The following is a 16,839-nucleotide window of genomic DNA, read 5'->3' as shown; positions in this document are numbered from 1 at the left end:
CCGGTTCCTCCCTTGGTGGCGTCATTTATTTCGGATCGCGAAATAATGGGGCCTATCCTAAGGTGCGGAAGCCGAAAATAAAAGACAGAATCTGCAATGTGGTCCGACCAGATGTGCCCCCCAAACGGAGGCGATCAGCTGGCGCGCACCCGCCGCCACGAATATTTGGGACCTTTGGCCTCCGGCTTCACGGTCGGCTGATAGGAGAGCGGCAGGCCGCCGGTGCGGCCTTCCTCGAGCCGTTTCAGCAACACTGGATTTGACACTTCGAACTCGTCGAAGCCGAGGCGCAGCATGTGCGGAAGCTGGTCGACCAGAACCTGTCCGGTGGCGCGGATCGCGCCCTCGAAACGGTAGCGGCTGCGCAGCAGTTCGCCCTTGGAGAAGGAGCGGCCGTCACTGAAAGCCGGGAAGGCCAGCGCGACCAGCGACATCTGGTCGAGCAGGTCCGCGATCTTTTCGAGCTGATCGCCGGGCTGAAGCAGGACGCCGAGGCGCTCCTTCGCCGACCGGCGCACCGCCGGATCGAGGTCGAGAAACGCCTGCAACGGCAGGATGAAGCGGCCATTGCCGGACAGTGCGTCGGCGCTCTCGGCATGGCTCCACTCGTCCTCGCTAAAACCTGTCGGGGTCCAGAGGCGGGTGGCGTTTTTCACTATCGATTCACTCATCGAGAAATTCCCAAGTCCACAAAATTCTAAAGTTCAAAACACTCGAGGGTGTGTTGAGATTCAGGTCAGGCCGAGCTGAGAATGGTGGCTTCCGAGAACCGGAGCGGAGCGTACTTTGGGTACGTGAGCACCGGAAGCGCAGGAAGCCGCCATTCGCAGGCCGGCCTCACCTGAATATCGACATACCCTAAAGCGATGCGTCGGTCAGCGACTTCTCCAGCCCCGACAAATGGATGCCGCACTCGGTCTTGGCGTGCCCCACCCAGCGGCCGCTGCGTGCATCCTCGCCCGGCTGCACCGGCTGCGTGCACGGGAAGCAGCCTATCGAGAGATAGCCATAGGCGACCAGCGGATTCTCACGCAGCGCATGCGCGCGCATATAGTTGGCCTGGTCTGATGTCGTCCAATGCGCCAGCGGATTGATGCGAATGCGCGAGCCGACCGCCTCGAACACCGGAAGCGATGCCCGCGTCGTCGCCTGAAAACGCTTGCGGCCGGTGAACCAGGCGCGGAACGGCTCGACGCCGCGCGCCAGCGGCTCGACCTTGCGGACGTCGCAGCAGGCGTCGGTGTCGGTTTCGTTCAGATTACCGGTCGGATCGATCCGTTCGAGCGCCGCTTCTTCGGGCGTGATCACCCTTATATCGGTCAGCCCGAAATCGGCAACGAGCGCGTCGCGATAGCCGAGCGTTTCCTCGAAGTGCTTGCCGGTGTCGAGGAAGATGACCGGCAGCGTCCGGTCGATCTTGGCGATCATGTGCAGCAGCACTGCCGAATCCGCCCCGAACGACGAAACCGCGGCGATTTCACCGTGAAACAATTCCCGGGCCGACCGCTCGATGATCTCCAGCGGCTTCAGATGACCATAGAGCGCATCGAGCCCCGCCGCCTCGGCGGCGATGCCGGCCTCGACGTCGACGATGCGATCAAGCGGTCTTGGCTTCGCCAGCATAGAGCGCCTCCTTGAACGGCGCGGGACCGACACGGCGGTAGGCGTCGATGAATTTTTCGTTTCTGTCGAGCCGGAGGCCGAGATAGGTCTCGACGATCTGCTCGATGGCGTCGGTGATCTCTGCCGAGCTGAAGCCGCGGCCGATGATCTCACCGACCGAGGTGTTCTCGTCGGCCGAGCCGCCGAGCGTGACCTGGTAGAGTTCGGCGCCCTTCTTCTCGACGCCGAGGATGCCGATATGGCCGACATGGTGATGGCCGCAGGCATTGATGCAGCCGGAAATCTTCAGCTTCAATTCGCCGATCTCGCGCTGCCGTTCAAGCGAAGCGAAGCGAAGCGAGATTTCCTGCGCCACCGGAATCGAACGCGCCGTGGCCAGCGCGCAATAGTCGAGGCCGGGGCACGAGATGATGTCTGATATCAGGTTGGAATTGGCCGTCGCCAGCCCGATGTCGACCAGCGCGTCATAGACCGCCTTGAGGTCGGCACGCGCGACATGCGGCAGGATCAGGTTCTGCTCATGGCTGACGCGCAGCTCATCGAAAGCATATTTTTCGGCAAGGTCGGCGACCGCTTCCATCTGGCTGTCGGAGGCGTCGCCCGGCGCTTCGCCGATGCCCTTGAGCGAGATGGTCACGGCGGCATAATCGGGGTGGCGGTGGGTCACCACGTTCTGGTCGAGCCATTCCGAAAAGCTCTTGGAATCGAGGCGGGCGAGCTTGACCGCCTCGTCGCCTTCCGGCCGGTCGGCCAGCGCCGGCGGCGCGAAATAGGCATCGATGGCGCGGATGTCGGCTTCCGGCAGTTTTAGATCCGCATCCTTCAGCTCCTGCCATTCGGCCTCGATCTGGCGGGTGATCTCCTCGACGCCGGTCTCGTGGACGAGGATCTTGATGCGCGCCTTGTATTTGTTGTCGCGGCGGCCGTAGAGGTTGTAAACGCGCAGGATCGCCGTGCAATAGGACAGAAGGTCGGCCTCGGGCAGGAAGTCGCGGATCTTCTTGGCGATCATCGGCGTACGGCCCTGGCCGCCGCCGACATAGACGGCGAAACCGAGTTCGCCAGCAGCGTTCTTCTTCAAATGCAGGCCGATATCATGCGTCTGGATGGCGGCGCGGTCGCGCTCGGCGCCGGTCACCGCGATCTTGAATTTTCTCGGCAGGAACGAGAACTCGGGATGCACCGACGACCATTGGCGCAGGATTTCCGCATAAGGACGCGGATCGGCCACCTCGTCGGCGGCGGCGCCGGCAAAGTGGTCGGCGGTGACGTTGCGGATGCAGTTGCCGCTGGTCTGGATGGCGTGCATCTCGACGCTCGCCAGATCGGCCAGGATCGCCGGAATATCCGACAGCGCCGGCCAGTTGAACTGGATGTTCTGGCGCGTCGTGAAATGGCCGTAGCCCTTGTCGTATTTGCGGGCGATGTGGCCGAGCATACGCAGCTGCTTGCTGTTGAGCGTGCCGTAAGGTACCGCGATGCGCAGCATGTAGGCGTGCAACTGCAGGTAGACGCCGTTCATCAGCCTCAGCGGCCGGAATTGATCCTCGGTGATCTCGCCGGCAAGCCGCCGCGCGACCTGATCGCTGAACTCGGCGACGCGGGCCTGGACGAAATTGTGATCGAACTCATCGTAACGGTACATGTCTGGTCTTTCCGGGCGCGTCCGCCCGTTGTCTTCGATGTGGTCGTTTACGCCGCCCGGGCGGCTACCGGGCGGGCCTGCTTGCCCAGGCCGTTGCGGTTGGTCGGGCCGGCGGCGCGGATCCTTTCGCGCAGCCGGACCGGCTCGACGACACCATTGGCGACGGTCACGTCGATCAGATTGACGTCGACCACTTCATTGTTGGCAGAGGCCGTGGCGCCGATCGCCTCCAGCCGGTCTTCAGCCGCCTTGTCATAGGCGACATCGGCATTGTCGACGGTCTCGGCCCAGCCGCCATTGGCGTACCAGACGGCTTCGCCGTCGGCGAGGCGGTTTGCAGTCAGAACTTTCATCGTTCAACTCCTTCGGCGGCTGTTTGGGCCGCGCCTTCATACCTGTGTGCCGCCAGCGGCTCGGAACGTTCAAAATTGGCGCCGGCGACCGCATCGCCGATGATCGTCATCACCGGGCCGGTAAGGTCGGCGCGGACCTCCAGCGACGGCAGGTCGGCGAGCGTGCCGTGGAAACGGCGGCGGTCGGCAAGGCTGGCATTCTCGACCACGGCGACCGCCGTATCCGGCGACAGGCCAGCCTCGATCAGCCGGCCGGCAACCTCGGCCGCGACCGAGCGGCCCATATAGACGGCGACCGTGGCGCCGGAAATGGCGAGCTTGGCCCAGTCGGGCAGCGAATTTCCCTTGAGGTCGTGGCCGGTGGTGAACACCATCGACGACGACACGCCGCGCAGCGTCAACGGCAACTCGAAATCGGCGGCGGCGGCAAAGGCCGCGGTGACGCCCGGCACCACCTCATAGGCGATGCCGGCATCACGCAGTGCTGCCATTTCCTCGCCCGCCCGCCCGAACACCAGCGGATCGCCGGATTTCAGCCGCACGACGCGCTTGCCGTCGCGCCCGAGCTCGATCAGCAGCGCGTTGATTTCGGCCTGGCTCTTGGTGTGGCAGCCCTTGCGTTTGCCCACTGGCAGACGCTCGGCGTCGCGGCGGCCCATGGCGACGATCGCCTCCGGCACCAGCGCATCATGGACGATGACATCGGCTTCCATCAGCAGGCGGTGGGCGCGCAATGTCAGCAGGTCTTCGGCGCCCGGGCCAGCTCCTACCAAGGCAACATGGCCCGATGCCGGCGCATTCGAAAGCAACAGGTCGACGGCGGCATCATGCGCCTGCGAAAGCTGGCCGACTTCCATGGCGCGAGCCGGCGCGCCGCCGAAAAAGCCGCTCCAGAAGCGGCGGCGGGCATTGCCTTTCGGCAGCAATCTCTCGGCGGTGCCGCGCAACGAGGCGGCAAGCGAAGCAAGCGGCCCGAGCGACGGCGACAGCATGCGGTCGATGCGGCTGCGCAGCATCTGGGCGAGCACCGGGCCGGCCCCTTCCGTGCCGATGGCAATGGCGACCGGAGCGCGGTTGACCAGCGCCGGGGTGAAGAAATCGCACAGCTCCGGCCGGTCGACGGCATTGACCGGAATGCCCAGCCGACGCGCATCCTCGGCAACGCGGCGGTCAAGCGCCTCGTTGCCGCTGGCAGCAAACACCATCACCGCGCCTTCGAGATGCGCGGCCTCGTAGGCGGCAACGATGTGGACGGCGCCATTCGCGGCGATGAAGGCCAGCAACTCGTGCTCCGGGGCATCGGCTATGATGCGCAAGACGGCGCTCGACTGGCCGATCAGCCGCGCCTTGGCCAGAGCCTCCTCGCCGCCGCCGACGATGGCCACGGTTTCGCCCGCGACCCGCATGAAGACGGGGAAGGCGTTGAGCTTGGCGGGGGACTGCGGCATAGCGAGCGGAATCCTGAATACACTGGCAGTTCTACGCGCGAGCGCGAACAAGCAGAAGGAACGCACTCGCGCATCGCTTCGTGCGAAGCAATCGCTTTTCCGCAAGCACCAGAGGTAGGAGAAAAAAATTCCACGCCCACGAGTGGAGCGGATCCAAGCCGCTGTTGCGCCCTGATCTGCGGCCGTTCTAGCGACAAGCGAAGTATATTACAAAACACTTTTTTCTAAATTCTACCAATCTGGTAGATTAAAGCCGACATGCGCTGAACACCGTCATCCCCGTTGGTTGGCTCGCTCGCCGTGCTTGTCGCCACCGGAACATTCCTGCCTCGGCGCGCGTTTGCCTCTGCGAATCCGAGCCTGGCTGTTCAGCTACGGCAATGGCTCCAGAGACGGGCCTGGAAAACCATGAAAAACAGAAAAAGGAGCGCTCCGGTGAATAACCTCAAGCTGAAACGCGGACTGTGGGTCGTGGTGGCCGACGGCGAGAAGGCACTGTTCCTTGAGAACCGTGGCGACACCCAATATCCCGACCTTCAGGTCGTGCAGGAGATGGAACAGGCAAATCCGGCGACGCGAGAGCAAGGTTCGGACCGCCCCGGCCGCTACAGCGACGGCCCGTCCGTCCACCGCAGCGCAGTCGAGGACACTGACTGGCATCGCCTCGGCAAGGAGCGTTTCGCCGACGAAGTTGCCGAGCGCCTGTACAAGCTCGCGCATCGCGGCGCCTTCAAGGAGATGGTGCTGATCGCACCGCCGCAGGTACTGGGTGACATGCGTCGAAAACTGCACAAGGAAGTTGCCGAGAAAATCACAGTGGAAATTCCCAAGACGCTGACCAACCACACCATCGTCGACATCGAAAACCTGCTGCAGGCCGCCTGATCGGGCATCAGGCCAATGCCGAGGGGGTCGCCAGCGTTGCGGTCAAGCCCCTTCTCCCGTCGCTCACGGGGAGAAGGTCCCGGCAGGGGAATGAGGGCAGCGTCAACGATCGATCGAAAGCTCACACGTGCTGGCCGCCATTGATGTGAATTTCCGAGCCCGTCACATAGGACGCCTGCTGCGAGCACAGGAAGAAGATGATGTCGGCGACTTCCGCCGTGGTGCCCAGCCGCCGCAGCGGGATCGTCTCGACGATCTTTTCCGTGCCCGGCGACAGGATCGCGGTGTCGATCTCGCCAGGTGCGATGGCGTTGACGCGGATGCCGTGCGGGCCGAAATCATGTGCCATTTCGCGCGTCAGCGAGCCGAGCGCCGCCTTCGACGTCGCATAGGCGGTGCCGGCGAAGGGATGCACGCGAGTGCCGGCGATCGAGGTGACGTTGACGATCGAGCCCTTGGCCGACTCCAATTCCCTGAACAATCCCCGCGCCAGCATGATCGGCGCGAAGAAATTGACCTGGAACACGTCGCGCCAGACATGCATCGGCGTGTCGATCGAATTCATGCGGCTGTTGCCGTCCTTGAGCTTCGGCGAGATACCGGCATTGTTGACCAGCGCATGGAGCTGGCCGCCATGCGCCTCCAGCCGATGGCGGATCTCCGAGATTGCGATGCCGACATCCTCCTGGTCGGCGAGATCGACCTTGATATGGTCCTCCGGACCGGCCGGCCACGGGCAGTCGTCGGCAAAGGCCTGGCGCGAGCAGGTGATGACGCGCCAGCCTTCGCGCGAAAAGCGCTTGACCGTGGCATGGCCGATGCCGCGGCTGGCGCCGGTCAGTACGATGGTCTTTCTGGTGTCGGTCTCGGCCATTCACGATCTCTCTTTAAACCCGCAGATGTAGCGGAACACGGCAGCGATGACGAGGGGGTCAGCCGCCGGTGAGAATGTCGAGGATCGAGGTCTGCCGCTTCTTGACCGGGCCGCCGACATCGGCAGGCGGCACCGGGCGCTTGATCGATGCAGTGGTGCTGTCACCGCCCGGCATGCCGAAGCCTCCGCCATCGACAGTTTCGGCGGGACGCACGGCGCGAGGCGGCGACGCTTTTTGGGCGGACGGCGCCGAGTGGCCAACCGAAGCGGACGGCACCGGTTGCGCCGTGTTGGGCGGTAATTCGTCCTGCACGATCGTATCGGCAGGCGTCGACCTCCATGTTCCAGGCAGCGGCCGCACCGGCACGCCTTCGTGCGCGGCGACCATGAACTCATGCCAGGCCTGGGCCGGCAGCGCGCCGCCGGTGACCTTCTTCATCGGACCGCCATCGTCATTGCCGAACCAGACTCCGGTGGTGAGATTGGCGGTATAGCCGATGAACCAGGCGTCGCGCGAATTCTGGCTGGTGCCGGTCTTGCCGGCGGCCGGCCAGGCAAAGGCCGCCTTTCTGGCAGTGCCGATTTCAACCGTGCCGGTCATCATCGAGTTCATCATGCCGACGATCTCGGGCTTGACGACGCGCGGGGCGCCGCCGCCATTGTTGTCGTAGAGCACCTTGCCGCCGGCTGTCGTCACGCGACGGATGAAATGGATTTCTGGCCGGTAACCGCCATTGGCGAAGGGGACATAGGCCGACGTCAGTTCCAGCGGTGTCACTTCAGAGGTGCCGAGCGCGATCGAGGTATTGGCGGTGAGATCGGACTGGACACCCATGCGATGCGCCGCCTCGACGACCGCGTCAGGCCCGACTTCCATGGTCAGCTGGGCGGCCACCGAATTCAGCGATTTCGCCAGCGCCGTCGCCAGCGTCACCTTGCCGAAATACTTGCCGCCGTAATTGGTTGGCGTCCATTTGCCAATTTTGATTGGCGCGTCATTGCGTACGCTGTCGGGCGTGCGGCCGGCTTCCAGCGCCGCCATGTAGACAAAGGGCTTGAACGCCGAGCCCGGCTGGCGGCGCGCCTCCGAGGCGCGGTCGAACTGGCTGGTCGAATAATCATAGCCGCCGACCATGGCGCGTACCGCGCCGGAATTATCGATCGACACCAGCACGCCCTGGCTGGCATTGAGCTTTTTGCCGCTGCCGTCGATCAGCCGGCGGATCGATTGTTCGGCGAGCTTCTGCAGCGTCAGGTCGACGGTGGTGTCGACGATGATGTCGCCGCGCACGTCGCCGATCAGGTCGGGAAGTTCTTCCACGATGGCGTCGGCGACATAGTTTTCCGAGCCCGTCCAGTAGGATGCCACCCGCGACGCCGGCGCGCTCATCGCCGTGGTCAGTTCCTTGGCGCTGATTTTGCCTTCGTCGCGCATGGCGGCGAGAACAAGCTGCGAGCGCCGCTCGGCGGCCTGCGGGTCACGCGCCGGAGACAGTCGCGACGGCGCTTTCAACAGGCCGGCGAGCAGAGCGGCTTCGGGCAGCGTGACGTCGCGCGCGCTCTTGCCGAAATAGCGGCGCGACGCCGCTTCGACACCATAGGCGCCGGAGCCGAAATAGACCCGGTTGAGATACATTTCGAGGATCTGGTCCTTGGTGTGCTTGTGCTCGAGCCACAGCGCCAGAAGCACTTCCTGCACCTTGCGTTCCAGCGTGCGGTCGGGCGTCAGGAACAGGTTTTTCGCCAATTGCTGGGTCAGTGTCGAGCCGCCCTGCGAAAAACGCCCGCCGACAACGTTGGCCACCATGGCTCTGGACAGACCGATCGGGTCGATGCCCAAATGCGAATAGAAGCGGCGATCTTCGATGGCGATGACGGCCTCGGGAATATAGGTCGACATTTCATGCAGGCCGACGGCTTCGCCGCCGCTCATGCCGCGATTGGCGAGCAGTTTTCCGTCGACCGAGACGATCCTGATATTGGGAGCGCGGTCGGGGATGGCCCAGGTGGTGGCCGCCGGCATTTTCGCGCCGTAATAGACGACGATGCCGGCGGCGGCGATGCCGCCCCAGATGGCCAGCACGAAGCACCAGTAGGCCAACCGGCCGAGCACGCCGAACAGGCCGTGCCGGCTTTTGCCGCGCCCGCGACGCGACGATTTTGTCCTGGCCGATTGGCGTTTTGCAGAGGTTTTGCGGTTGCTCGGCACGACGCGATCCTCCTCGCTCACCGAAAAACCGGCCGAGGATTTCGCCCGTGGCGGTCCCTCGAAGCTCGGTTCGATGCGGCTGTCTCTGCGGTTCGCCATGCGCTGTGCTGTCTGTCCCGATGCCTGTCGCATCGGCCCGAAAATCGGAATCGATTTTCGGAAAAGCCGATGCGAAGCTTCAAAGTCTTAGAGCGTGCGTCCGAACGGACGCACGTCGCTCCATGGCGTTCGGGGTGAAGAGTAGATGCGGCGATTTAAGGGCGGGTTAAATGGTTCAAAGTTAATTCAAGGCGTTACGGCACGTCACCGCTCCGTTCCTTGCTCCTGGCGGTCGGCAACAATGGCGTCCATCGCGAGACGGCGAAGCGTTCTCGCATTTCGGCATCAACTGCCCAGCCGTAGTCGTTCGGCGCGGACCGCCCATAGCAAGGTAGCCGCAATCTATGCTCGTCATTAGAGCGCGATCGGTAAAGTGCGTTCGATCGCGCTCTAAACCATTGAATCTGCGCATGACCTTGTCGCCAAAGTCACGCGCACTGGGGGATCGTTCGTTAGCCAATCGCAGCACGAACGGAAAGCGCTGCCCAGGATGATTGCATCGTCTCGCCCACATGGCAGTAGCAGACAATTTCGTGGAGTTCATTGTCGGTCAATTCGAAGAAACGCTTTGCTTCGCCATAAGTATCGTCTTTCAGCCCCTCATCGCGCAGGATCGAATCCTCGAAGGCAACCGATATTGGCGAGCCTTCGCCACGCATAATTTCGCGCTCGGGTGACGAACGATATTCCGTCCCGATAAGTGCGGTGAGGAGTCGGTTGGGCTGCCGTTCAAGAAGTCTTGACCAACGTTCGAGACGCTGGGTTCGGTCCATTGCAGGAGGTGTTGGGTCTCTGTGTACCTTAGCCACCGTATGCAGTTGGTCCAGTGTTTGGTGCCTCATGGCAACCTCCTAATAGTAGGTGGGTTGGCCCCAAACTCCCTGTGCCAAGATCATACCGCGAATGTGCCGATACGTCACACTCATTCCATATCCAGCTTGGCTTCTCTCCGGGTGCATCGAAGGATCGAGCGGCCCTGCCCTATCGTCAATTTTTCGGCCTGATGTGGGTAGGTCATCGGCACCTTTGCCGCGCCAACCCAACACCCGCTCAATTCTGCTGGATCGATATACCCTTGTCGTCGATCTTGAGTTCCACGCCCTCCGGCCTGGTTTGCTCGCGATAGACATAGATGCCGAGCGCGATGACCACGACGACGAGCCCGCCGATGATGAGATAGAGCATGTTCTGTTTCATGGCGCGCCCTTGATGTGCTTCGAGGATCAGGCCTGCTTCACCAGCTTGATCAGCACGAGCAGGATCACTGCGCCGATCGTGGCATGGATAATGGCGGCGAGTATGCCACCGCCTATGGCGAATCCCAGCCTTGGGAAGAGCCAGCCGGCGATGAAGGCGCCGACGATGCCGACGGCGATATTGCCGACCAGGCCGAGGCCGAAACCCTTGACCATCAAGCCGGCGAGCCAGCCGGCAATGGCGCCGATGATGATGAAGACAAGCAGGCTCTCAGTACCCATTGCAGATCCCTCCCAAGCGAATGGTCGCGGAGCAGAAAGCTCCGAATCGACCTCCGATTGCAACAAGTCCAACCTATTGGATAGAAGCCGGCGCCGCCAGCGGCGTCATTCGCCCTCGTCATCCCCGGAAGCCGGCCGCCAGCTGATCGGATCGATCTTTCTTTGCGTATGACCGTCCGTATAAGCCCACCAGCCTGTGTCGTTCTCGTCCCAGTCGCCGCCGGCCGCTTTCAACCGGTCGAGCGCCCTGTACTGCGCGATGGATTCGTTCATCACCCCGTCGCTGTCCTTCCAGTAGACGGTGACCTTCGAGCCATCCCTGGGTGCTGTTTCGATCGGTTTTCTGGCAGCCATCTCATCCCCTCCATCGCCCGATAGAACGTCGCGGCGAACACCTGGTTCCACTTAGCTGTGGGCGAAGATGTCTGCCTCATCCCAGCCCATCAGGTCGAGTTTCGCACGCGTCGGCAGGAAGCGGAAGCAGGCCTCAGCCTCCTTGGTCCGGTTGTCGCGCGCCAGCCGCATCGTCAGCACATCGCGCAGCTGGTGCAGGTAGAGCACGTCGGAGGCGGCGTATTCGAGTTGTTCGGGCGTCAGCGTCTCCGCCGCCCAGTCCGACGATTGCTGCGCCTTCGACAGATTGACGCCGAGAAGCTCAAAGCAGATGTCCTTCAGCCCGTGCCGGTCGGTGTAGGTTCGGGTCAGCCGCGAGGCGATCTTGGTGCAGAACACCGGTTCCGGCATGACGCCGAAGGCGCGGTAGAGCACGGCGAGATCGAAGCGGCCGAAATGAAACAGCTTGGTTATGCTGCGGTTCCTGAGCAGGCTGACGAGGTTTGGCGCCTTCTTCTGGCCGGGCGCGATCTGGATGACATCGGCGGAACCGTCGCCCGGCGAGATCTGCACCACGCAAAGCCGGTCGCGATGCGGGTTCAGCCCCAGCGTCTCCGTGTCGATGGCGACCGCCCCGACGTCGTAGTGCAGGAGGCCCGGCAGGTCGTTCTTGTGGAAGCGGATATCGCTCATCGTCTTCTCCGGTCGCGACCCATGCGTACTTCGTGCGTCCAACTGGACGCACGTCGCTCTAGCCCGTCCTCGCCGCGATCCGCTTAAAAATCAACAGAAAGTTGCAGTCTCGCCCTCTCAGCGTGTCAGCGCGTCGAGAATGCGGGCCCACGAGCGCTGGCCCTTGTGGAAGGAACTCATCTCGTATTTCTCGTTCGGCGAATGGATGCGGTCATCGTCGAGCCCGAAACCGACCAGCAGGGATTCGATGCCGAGATAAGTCTGGAAATCACCGACCACGGGGATCGAGCCGCCGCTTCCCGTGGTCACCGCCGGCTTCGGCCACTCGTCGGACAGCGCGTCCTTGGCCTTGGCGAGAAACGGCGAGTCGTAGGAAAGCTGGATCGCCGGCGAGCCGCCATGCGGGTGGAAATCGACTGAGCAATCGGCCGGGATGCGCTCCCTGACGAAGGCCTGGAAAGCGGTGCGGATCTTTTCCGGATTCTGCTTGTGGACGAGGCGGAAAGACACTTTTGCCGAGGCTTCCGCCGCGATCACCGTCTTGAACCCTTTGCCGGTATAGCCACCTGTAATGCCGTTGAACTCGCCAGTCGGCCGCGCCCAGGTGAGTTCGAGCACCGAGCGGCCGTGTTCGCCGGAAGGGATCGACAGGCCAACTGGCCCAAGGAACGTCTCAGCGGTCTCGCCGAGCGCCTCCCACGATTTCAGGATCTGCGAAGGCGTCTCCTCGACACCGTCATAGAAACCGGGAATGGTGACGCGGCCGTCCTTGTCGTGGATGTCGGCCAGGATCCTGGACAGGATGCGAATTGGATTGGCGGCAGCACCGCCATAGAGACCGGAATGCAGGTCGCGGTCGGCGGCTTTCACCGTGATCTCCTCGCCGACCAACCCGCGCAGCGCGACGCAGATGGACGGCGTATCGCGGTCCCACATGCCGGTGTCGCAGACAAGCGCGAAGTCGGCCTTGAGTTCGGCCGCATTTGCCTCAAGGAACGGCTTCAGCGATGGCGAGCCGGACTCCTCCTCGCCCTCGAACAGAATTGTGATGCGGCACGGCAGCCTACCATGCACCTGCTTCCAGGCGCGGCAAGCCTCGACGAAGGTCATCAACTGCCCCTTGTCGTCGGCCGAACCACGTCCCGCGATCACCTGACGGCCGGGCTCGATCTCCTTTACCGAGGGCGCGAACGGATCGCTTTCCCAGAGCTCGATCGGGTCGACCGGCTGCACGTCGTAATGGCCATAGAACAGGACATGCGGCGCGCCCGCCGGCCCGTCATGGTGCGCCACCACCATCGGATGGCCTGGCGTGTCGCGCACGCTGGCGTCGAAGCCGATCAGCTTGAGCTCCGCAACCAGCCATTCCGCCGCCTTGCGGCAGTCTGCGGCATAGGTCGGGTCGGTCGAGATCGACTTGATCCTGAGCAGGCCGAACAGGCGCTCCAGGCTCTCGTCGAGGTTGTTGTCGAGGCGGTCGAGGACGGGAGAAATTCTGGACATTTTTATCAGGCCTTTCGATTCTGAGCGGCAACCCTAAAGCTGCGAGGCAGAAACGAAAAGCCGGCGGTCGTTGGACCACGGGCTTCAAAGAGCAAAAAAATGCCGCCGTGGTGGAGGGGGAACCACGGCGGCCTTTACTCGAAACGATGCGGCAGCCCGGAGAGGGGGGATAGGCTGCCGCAAGTGTCCGGGATAGGCGGGGGACGGGCCTTGCTCCGGACCTCGGCGAAAAATGCCGATGGGGTCTATCTGTGTCTCCGAACGTGGCGATTCAAGGGCACGAAGATTACACTTTCGTAACATACCCGTGATCGGATCGACGTGTCAGGGATGTTGCCGGAACCGGTGGTTGAGGCCGCCTTTGGCATGGACCACGACGCCGCGCCGCGCTATCCCTTCGTCCCATGAAAAAAGGCGATCATCTGTTCCTTGTCGACGGCTCCGGCTATATCTTCCGTGCCTATCACGCGTTACCGCCACTGACCCGCAAATCCGACGGGCTGCCGACCAGTGCCGTCCTCGGCTTCTGCAACATGGTGTGGAAGCTGACGCAGGACGCCCGCAACACCGATGTCGGCATCGTGCCGACGCATTTCGCCGTCATCTTCGACTATTCGTCGAAAACCTTCCGCAACGACCTCTATCCCGGATACAAGGCCAATCGCTCGGCACCGCCGGAAGATCTGATCCCGCAGTTCGGCCTGATCCGCCAGGCGACCAGAGCCTTCAACCTGCCCTGCCTCGAGACGGAAGGCTACGAGGCCGACGACCTGATCGCCACCTATTGCCGGCTTGCCTGCGAAGCCGGCGCCGACACCACCATCATCTCCTCCGACAAGGATCTGATGCAGCTGGTCGGCCCTTCGGTCGCCATGTACGACCCGATGAAGGACCGCCAGATCGGCGTTCCCGAGGTGGTCGAGAAATGGGGCGTGCCGCCGGAAAAAATGATCGACCTGCAGGCGCTGACCGGCGATTCGGTCGACAATGTGCCGGGCGTGCCCGGCATCGGGCCGAAGACGGCGGCGCAATTGCTGGAACAGTTCGGCGATCTCGATACGCTGCTCGCCCGCGCCACCGAGATCAAGCAGGACAAGCGCCGCGAATCGATCATCGCCAATGCCGACAAGGCGCGCATCTCGCGTGACCTGGTGACGCTGAAGAACGACGTGCCGGTGAACGGCGGGCTCGACGATTTCGTGTTGCACCCGCCCGACGGACCAAGGCTAATCGGCTTCCTCAAGACGATGGAATTCTCCTCGCTGACCCGCCGCGTGGCGGAAGCGACCGGAACGGACGCGGCTGGCGTCAAATCCGTTCCCGTCATTATCGAGCGCGCCGACACCGCGCATGGTCCCGATATGGGGTTTGGCGTGCCCGCCGCTGCCGAAGGCGCGGCAGGCACAGTGACAGACGAAGCCGGGGAAGCGGTGCCGGCCACCGTCAAGGTGGAACCCAAGCAAGGCGACACCCCTTCGCTTCTTTCGGCGCTTCGCTTCGAGGACGCCACTGCCAGCAAGATCGATACCAGCGCCTACGTCTCCATCCGCGACACTGAAGTGCTGAAGGCATGGGTGGCCGAGGCGATGGAGACCGGCATCGTCGCCCTCGACACCGAGACCACTTCGGCCGATCCGATGCAGGCCGAGCTGATCGGCCTGTCCATAGCCACCGCGCCCGGTCGCGCCGCCTATGTGCCGCTCGCCCACAAAAGCGGCAACGGCGACCTGCTCGGCGGTGGAGTGGTCGAAAACCAGATTCCGATCCGTGAGGCGCTTGGCATCCTGAAGCCGTTGCTGGAGGACAGGTCGGTTCTCAAGATCGTTCAGGAGCTGAAATACGACCTCGTCGTGATGAGCCGCCACGGCATCGATATCGCCCCCTTCGACGACACCATGCTGATTTCCTACGTGCTCGACGCAGGCACGTCCGGCGGCCACAGTATGGCGGCTCTGTCGGAAAAGTGGCTCGGCCACTCGACCATTGCCCTCAAGGAACTGGCCGGCTCTGGAAGAAGCTTCGTCGGCTTCGACCAGGTCGACATCGACAAGGCAACGGCCTATGCCGCGGAGCACGCCGATGTGACGCTCAGGCTCTGGCGGGTGCTGAAGCCGCGGCTTGCCGCCAAGGGCCTGGTCTCGGTCTACGAGCGGCTGGAACGGCCGCTGGTGCCGGTTCTGGCAAGGATGGAGCAGCGCGGCATCTCCGTCGACCGGCAGATCCTGTCGCGGCTGTCCGGCGAGTTGGCACAGGGCGCCGCGCGCCTGGAGGACGAGATCTACCAGCTCGTCGGTGAGCGCATCAATATCGGCTCGCCAAAACAGCTCGGCGATATCCTGTTCGGCAGGATGGGCCTGCCTGGCGGCTCCAAGACCAAGACCGGCCAATGGTCGACCTCGGCGCAGCTCCTGGAAGATCTCGCCGCCGAAGGCCACGAGCTGCCGCGCAAGATCGTCGACTGGCGCCAGCTGACCAAATTGAAATCGACCTATACCGATGCGCTGCCCGGTTTCGTCCATCCCGACACCAAGCGCGTCCACACCTCATACGCGCTTGCCGCAACGACGACGGGCCGGCTGTCGTCCTCCGATCCCAATCTGCAGAACATTCCGGTACGCACGGTCGAGGGGCGAAAGATCCGGACGGCCTTCATCGCCGACAAGGGCAACAAGCTGGTTTCCGCCGACTACAGCCAGATCGAGCTGCGCGTGCTCGCCCATGTCGCCGAGATCCCGCAGCTCAAGCAGGCGTTTGCCGACGGCGCCGACATTCACGCCATCACCGCCTCCGAAATGTTCAACGTGCCGGTCGAGGGCATGCCCTCGGAGATACGCCGCCGCGCCAAGGCGATCAATTTTGGCATCATCTACGGCATTTCCGCCTTTGGCCTCGCCAACCAGCTGTCGATCCCGCGCGAAGAGGCCGGCGCCTATATCAAGAAATACTTCGAACGGTTCCCCGGCATCCGCGATTATATCGACGCGACCAAGGCCTATGCCCGCGAATACGGCTATGTCGAAACGATCTTCGGCCGCCGCATCCACTATCCGGAGATACGGTCGTCAAACCCGTCAGTCCGTGCCTTCAACGAGCGCGCCTCGATCAACGCCCGGCTGCAGGGCACCGCGGCCGACATCATCCGCCGCGCCATGATACGCATGGACGAAGCGCTGGAAAAGGCGAAGCTTTCCGCCCGCATGCTGCTGCAAGTGCATGACGAACTGGTCTTCGAGACGGCCGAAGCCGAGGTCGAGGCGACGATTCCCGTCGTGCGCCATGTGATGGAGAACGCCGCGATGCCGGCGGTGTCGATGTCAGTGCCGCTGCATGTCGACGCCCGCGCCGCCGACAATTGGGAAGAGGCGCATTAGTTCGGGGCCGCTATCGACTTCCCGTTTTAAGAAGGCAGTATCTGGTGACTCCCTTCCCTCAGCTTGTGTGCGATTTTTCGGTTTCAAGGTTCACGACAAGCAGGCGTGTGTTATGTTGCCCCCATGATCACCAAGACACTCGAGAACCTGGTAAAGCACGCGGAAGCTTGGCCTCGCGAAGACCAAGAGGAGCTTGCCGACTATGCCCGCGTCATCGAAGCGCGCCGAACCGGTCTGTATGCCACGTCGGAAACAGAGCGCCGCGGAGTGACAGCAGGACTCGCAGAGGCCGATCAAGGCACCTTCGTAGATGAGGATACGGTTC

At 63.0% G+C, this 16,839-nt stretch carries 15 protein-coding genes; 2 read left to right on the top strand and 13 right to left on the bottom strand.

The window, feature by feature from the left end:
* Nucleotides 1-134 precede the first annotated feature (134 nt).
* The 5 genes from NMG80_RS08705 to cysG all read right to left on the bottom strand — a co-directional run bounded on the left by NMG80_RS08705 (nt 135) and on the right by cysG (nt 5,069).
* Nucleotides 135-671: a DUF934 domain-containing protein gene (locus tag NMG80_RS08705; protein WP_254017744.1), complete on the bottom strand. Its 537-nt coding sequence runs from the start codon at nt 669-671 to the stop codon at nt 135-137.
* A gap of 187 nt (nt 672-858) precedes the next feature.
* Nucleotides 859-1,623: a phosphoadenylyl-sulfate reductase gene (locus NMG80_RS08700; protein ID WP_254017743.1), complete on the bottom strand. Its 765-nt coding sequence runs from the start codon at nt 1,621-1,623 to the stop codon at nt 859-861.
* The gene (locus NMG80_RS08695; protein ID WP_254017742.1) at nt 1,598-3,268 is read right to left on the bottom strand and encodes a nitrite/sulfite reductase; all 1,671 of its coding nucleotides are present in this window, start codon (nt 3,266-3,268) and stop codon (nt 1,598-1,600) included. The genes NMG80_RS08700 and NMG80_RS08695 overlap by 26 nt, the downstream gene beginning before the upstream one ends.
* Before the next feature lie 47 nt (nt 3,269-3,315).
* Nucleotides 3,316-3,621 (bottom strand): DUF2849 domain-containing protein, encoded by a 306-nt coding sequence (locus NMG80_RS08690; RefSeq protein WP_254017741.1) that lies wholly within the window; start codon nt 3,619-3,621, stop codon nt 3,316-3,318.
* Entirely contained in the window at nt 3,618-5,069 is a 1,452-nt protein-coding gene (gene cysG, locus NMG80_RS08685) for a siroheme synthase CysG (RefSeq protein ID WP_254017740.1), read from the bottom strand. Before cysG ends, NMG80_RS08690 begins: the two co-directional genes overlap by 4 nt.
* Before the next feature lie 435 nt (nt 5,070-5,504).
* Here cysG and NMG80_RS08680 point away from each other — a divergent pair, with 435 nt between their 5' ends.
* Nucleotides 5,505-5,954 (top strand): baeRF12 domain-containing protein, encoded by a 450-nt coding sequence (locus NMG80_RS08680; RefSeq protein WP_254017802.1) that lies wholly within the window; start codon nt 5,505-5,507, stop codon nt 5,952-5,954.
* Nucleotides 5,955-6,075: 121 nt separating this feature from the next.
* Here the strand turns inward: NMG80_RS08680 and NMG80_RS08675 are convergent, their stop codons facing one another.
* The 8 genes from NMG80_RS08675 to NMG80_RS08640 form a co-directional block, all read right to left on the bottom strand.
* The gene (locus NMG80_RS08675) at nt 6,076-6,828 is read right to left on the bottom strand and encodes an SDR family NAD(P)-dependent oxidoreductase (RefSeq protein ID WP_254017739.1); all 753 of its coding nucleotides are present in this window, start codon (nt 6,826-6,828) and stop codon (nt 6,076-6,078) included.
* 58 nt (nt 6,829-6,886) lie between these two features.
* Nucleotides 6,887-9,136 (bottom strand): transglycosylase domain-containing protein, encoded by a 2,250-nt coding sequence (locus NMG80_RS08670; protein ID WP_254017738.1) that lies wholly within the window; start codon nt 9,134-9,136, stop codon nt 6,887-6,889.
* Between the two features lie 452 nt (nt 9,137-9,588).
* Entirely contained in the window at nt 9,589-9,978 is a 390-nt protein-coding gene (locus tag NMG80_RS08665) for a hypothetical protein (RefSeq protein WP_254017737.1), read from the bottom strand.
* A gap of 208 nt (nt 9,979-10,186) precedes the next feature.
* The gene (locus NMG80_RS08660) at nt 10,187-10,333 is read right to left on the bottom strand and encodes a hypothetical protein (protein ID WP_254017736.1); all 147 of its coding nucleotides are present in this window, start codon (nt 10,331-10,333) and stop codon (nt 10,187-10,189) included.
* A 26-nt stretch (nt 10,334-10,359) separates the two neighbouring features.
* Nucleotides 10,360-10,614, bottom strand: coding sequence for a GlsB/YeaQ/YmgE family stress response membrane protein (locus tag NMG80_RS08655; RefSeq protein WP_254017735.1), 255 nt, complete (start codon nt 10,612-10,614; stop codon nt 10,360-10,362).
* 105 nt (nt 10,615-10,719) lie between these two features.
* On the bottom strand, nt 10,720-10,968 hold the full coding sequence (locus NMG80_RS08650) for a hypothetical protein (RefSeq protein WP_254017734.1): 249 nt from the start codon (nt 10,966-10,968) through the stop codon (nt 10,720-10,722).
* 51 nt (nt 10,969-11,019) lie between these two features.
* Nucleotides 11,020-11,640, bottom strand: coding sequence for a ribonuclease D (locus NMG80_RS08645; RefSeq protein ID WP_254017733.1), 621 nt, complete (start codon nt 11,638-11,640; stop codon nt 11,020-11,022).
* 117 nt (nt 11,641-11,757) lie between these two features.
* The gene (locus NMG80_RS08640; protein ID WP_254017732.1) at nt 11,758-13,143 is read right to left on the bottom strand and encodes a M20/M25/M40 family metallo-hydrolase; all 1,386 of its coding nucleotides are present in this window, start codon (nt 13,141-13,143) and stop codon (nt 11,758-11,760) included.
* Between the two features lie 404 nt (nt 13,144-13,547).
* On the opposite strand from NMG80_RS08640, the gene polA reads away from it, so the two are divergent.
* Nucleotides 13,548-16,514, top strand: coding sequence for a DNA polymerase I (gene polA / locus NMG80_RS08635; protein WP_254017731.1), 2,967 nt, complete (start codon nt 13,548-13,550; stop codon nt 16,512-16,514).
* Nucleotides 16,515-16,839: the final 325 nt, after the last annotated feature.

It is taken from the genome of Mesorhizobium escarrei (genome assembly GCF_935825525.1).
GTDB lineage: Bacteria > Pseudomonadota > Alphaproteobacteria > Rhizobiales > Rhizobiaceae > Mesorhizobium > Mesorhizobium escarrei.
Note: the sequence above shows the minus strand (reverse complement) of the source record. Positions and strands in the feature narration are given on the sequence as shown.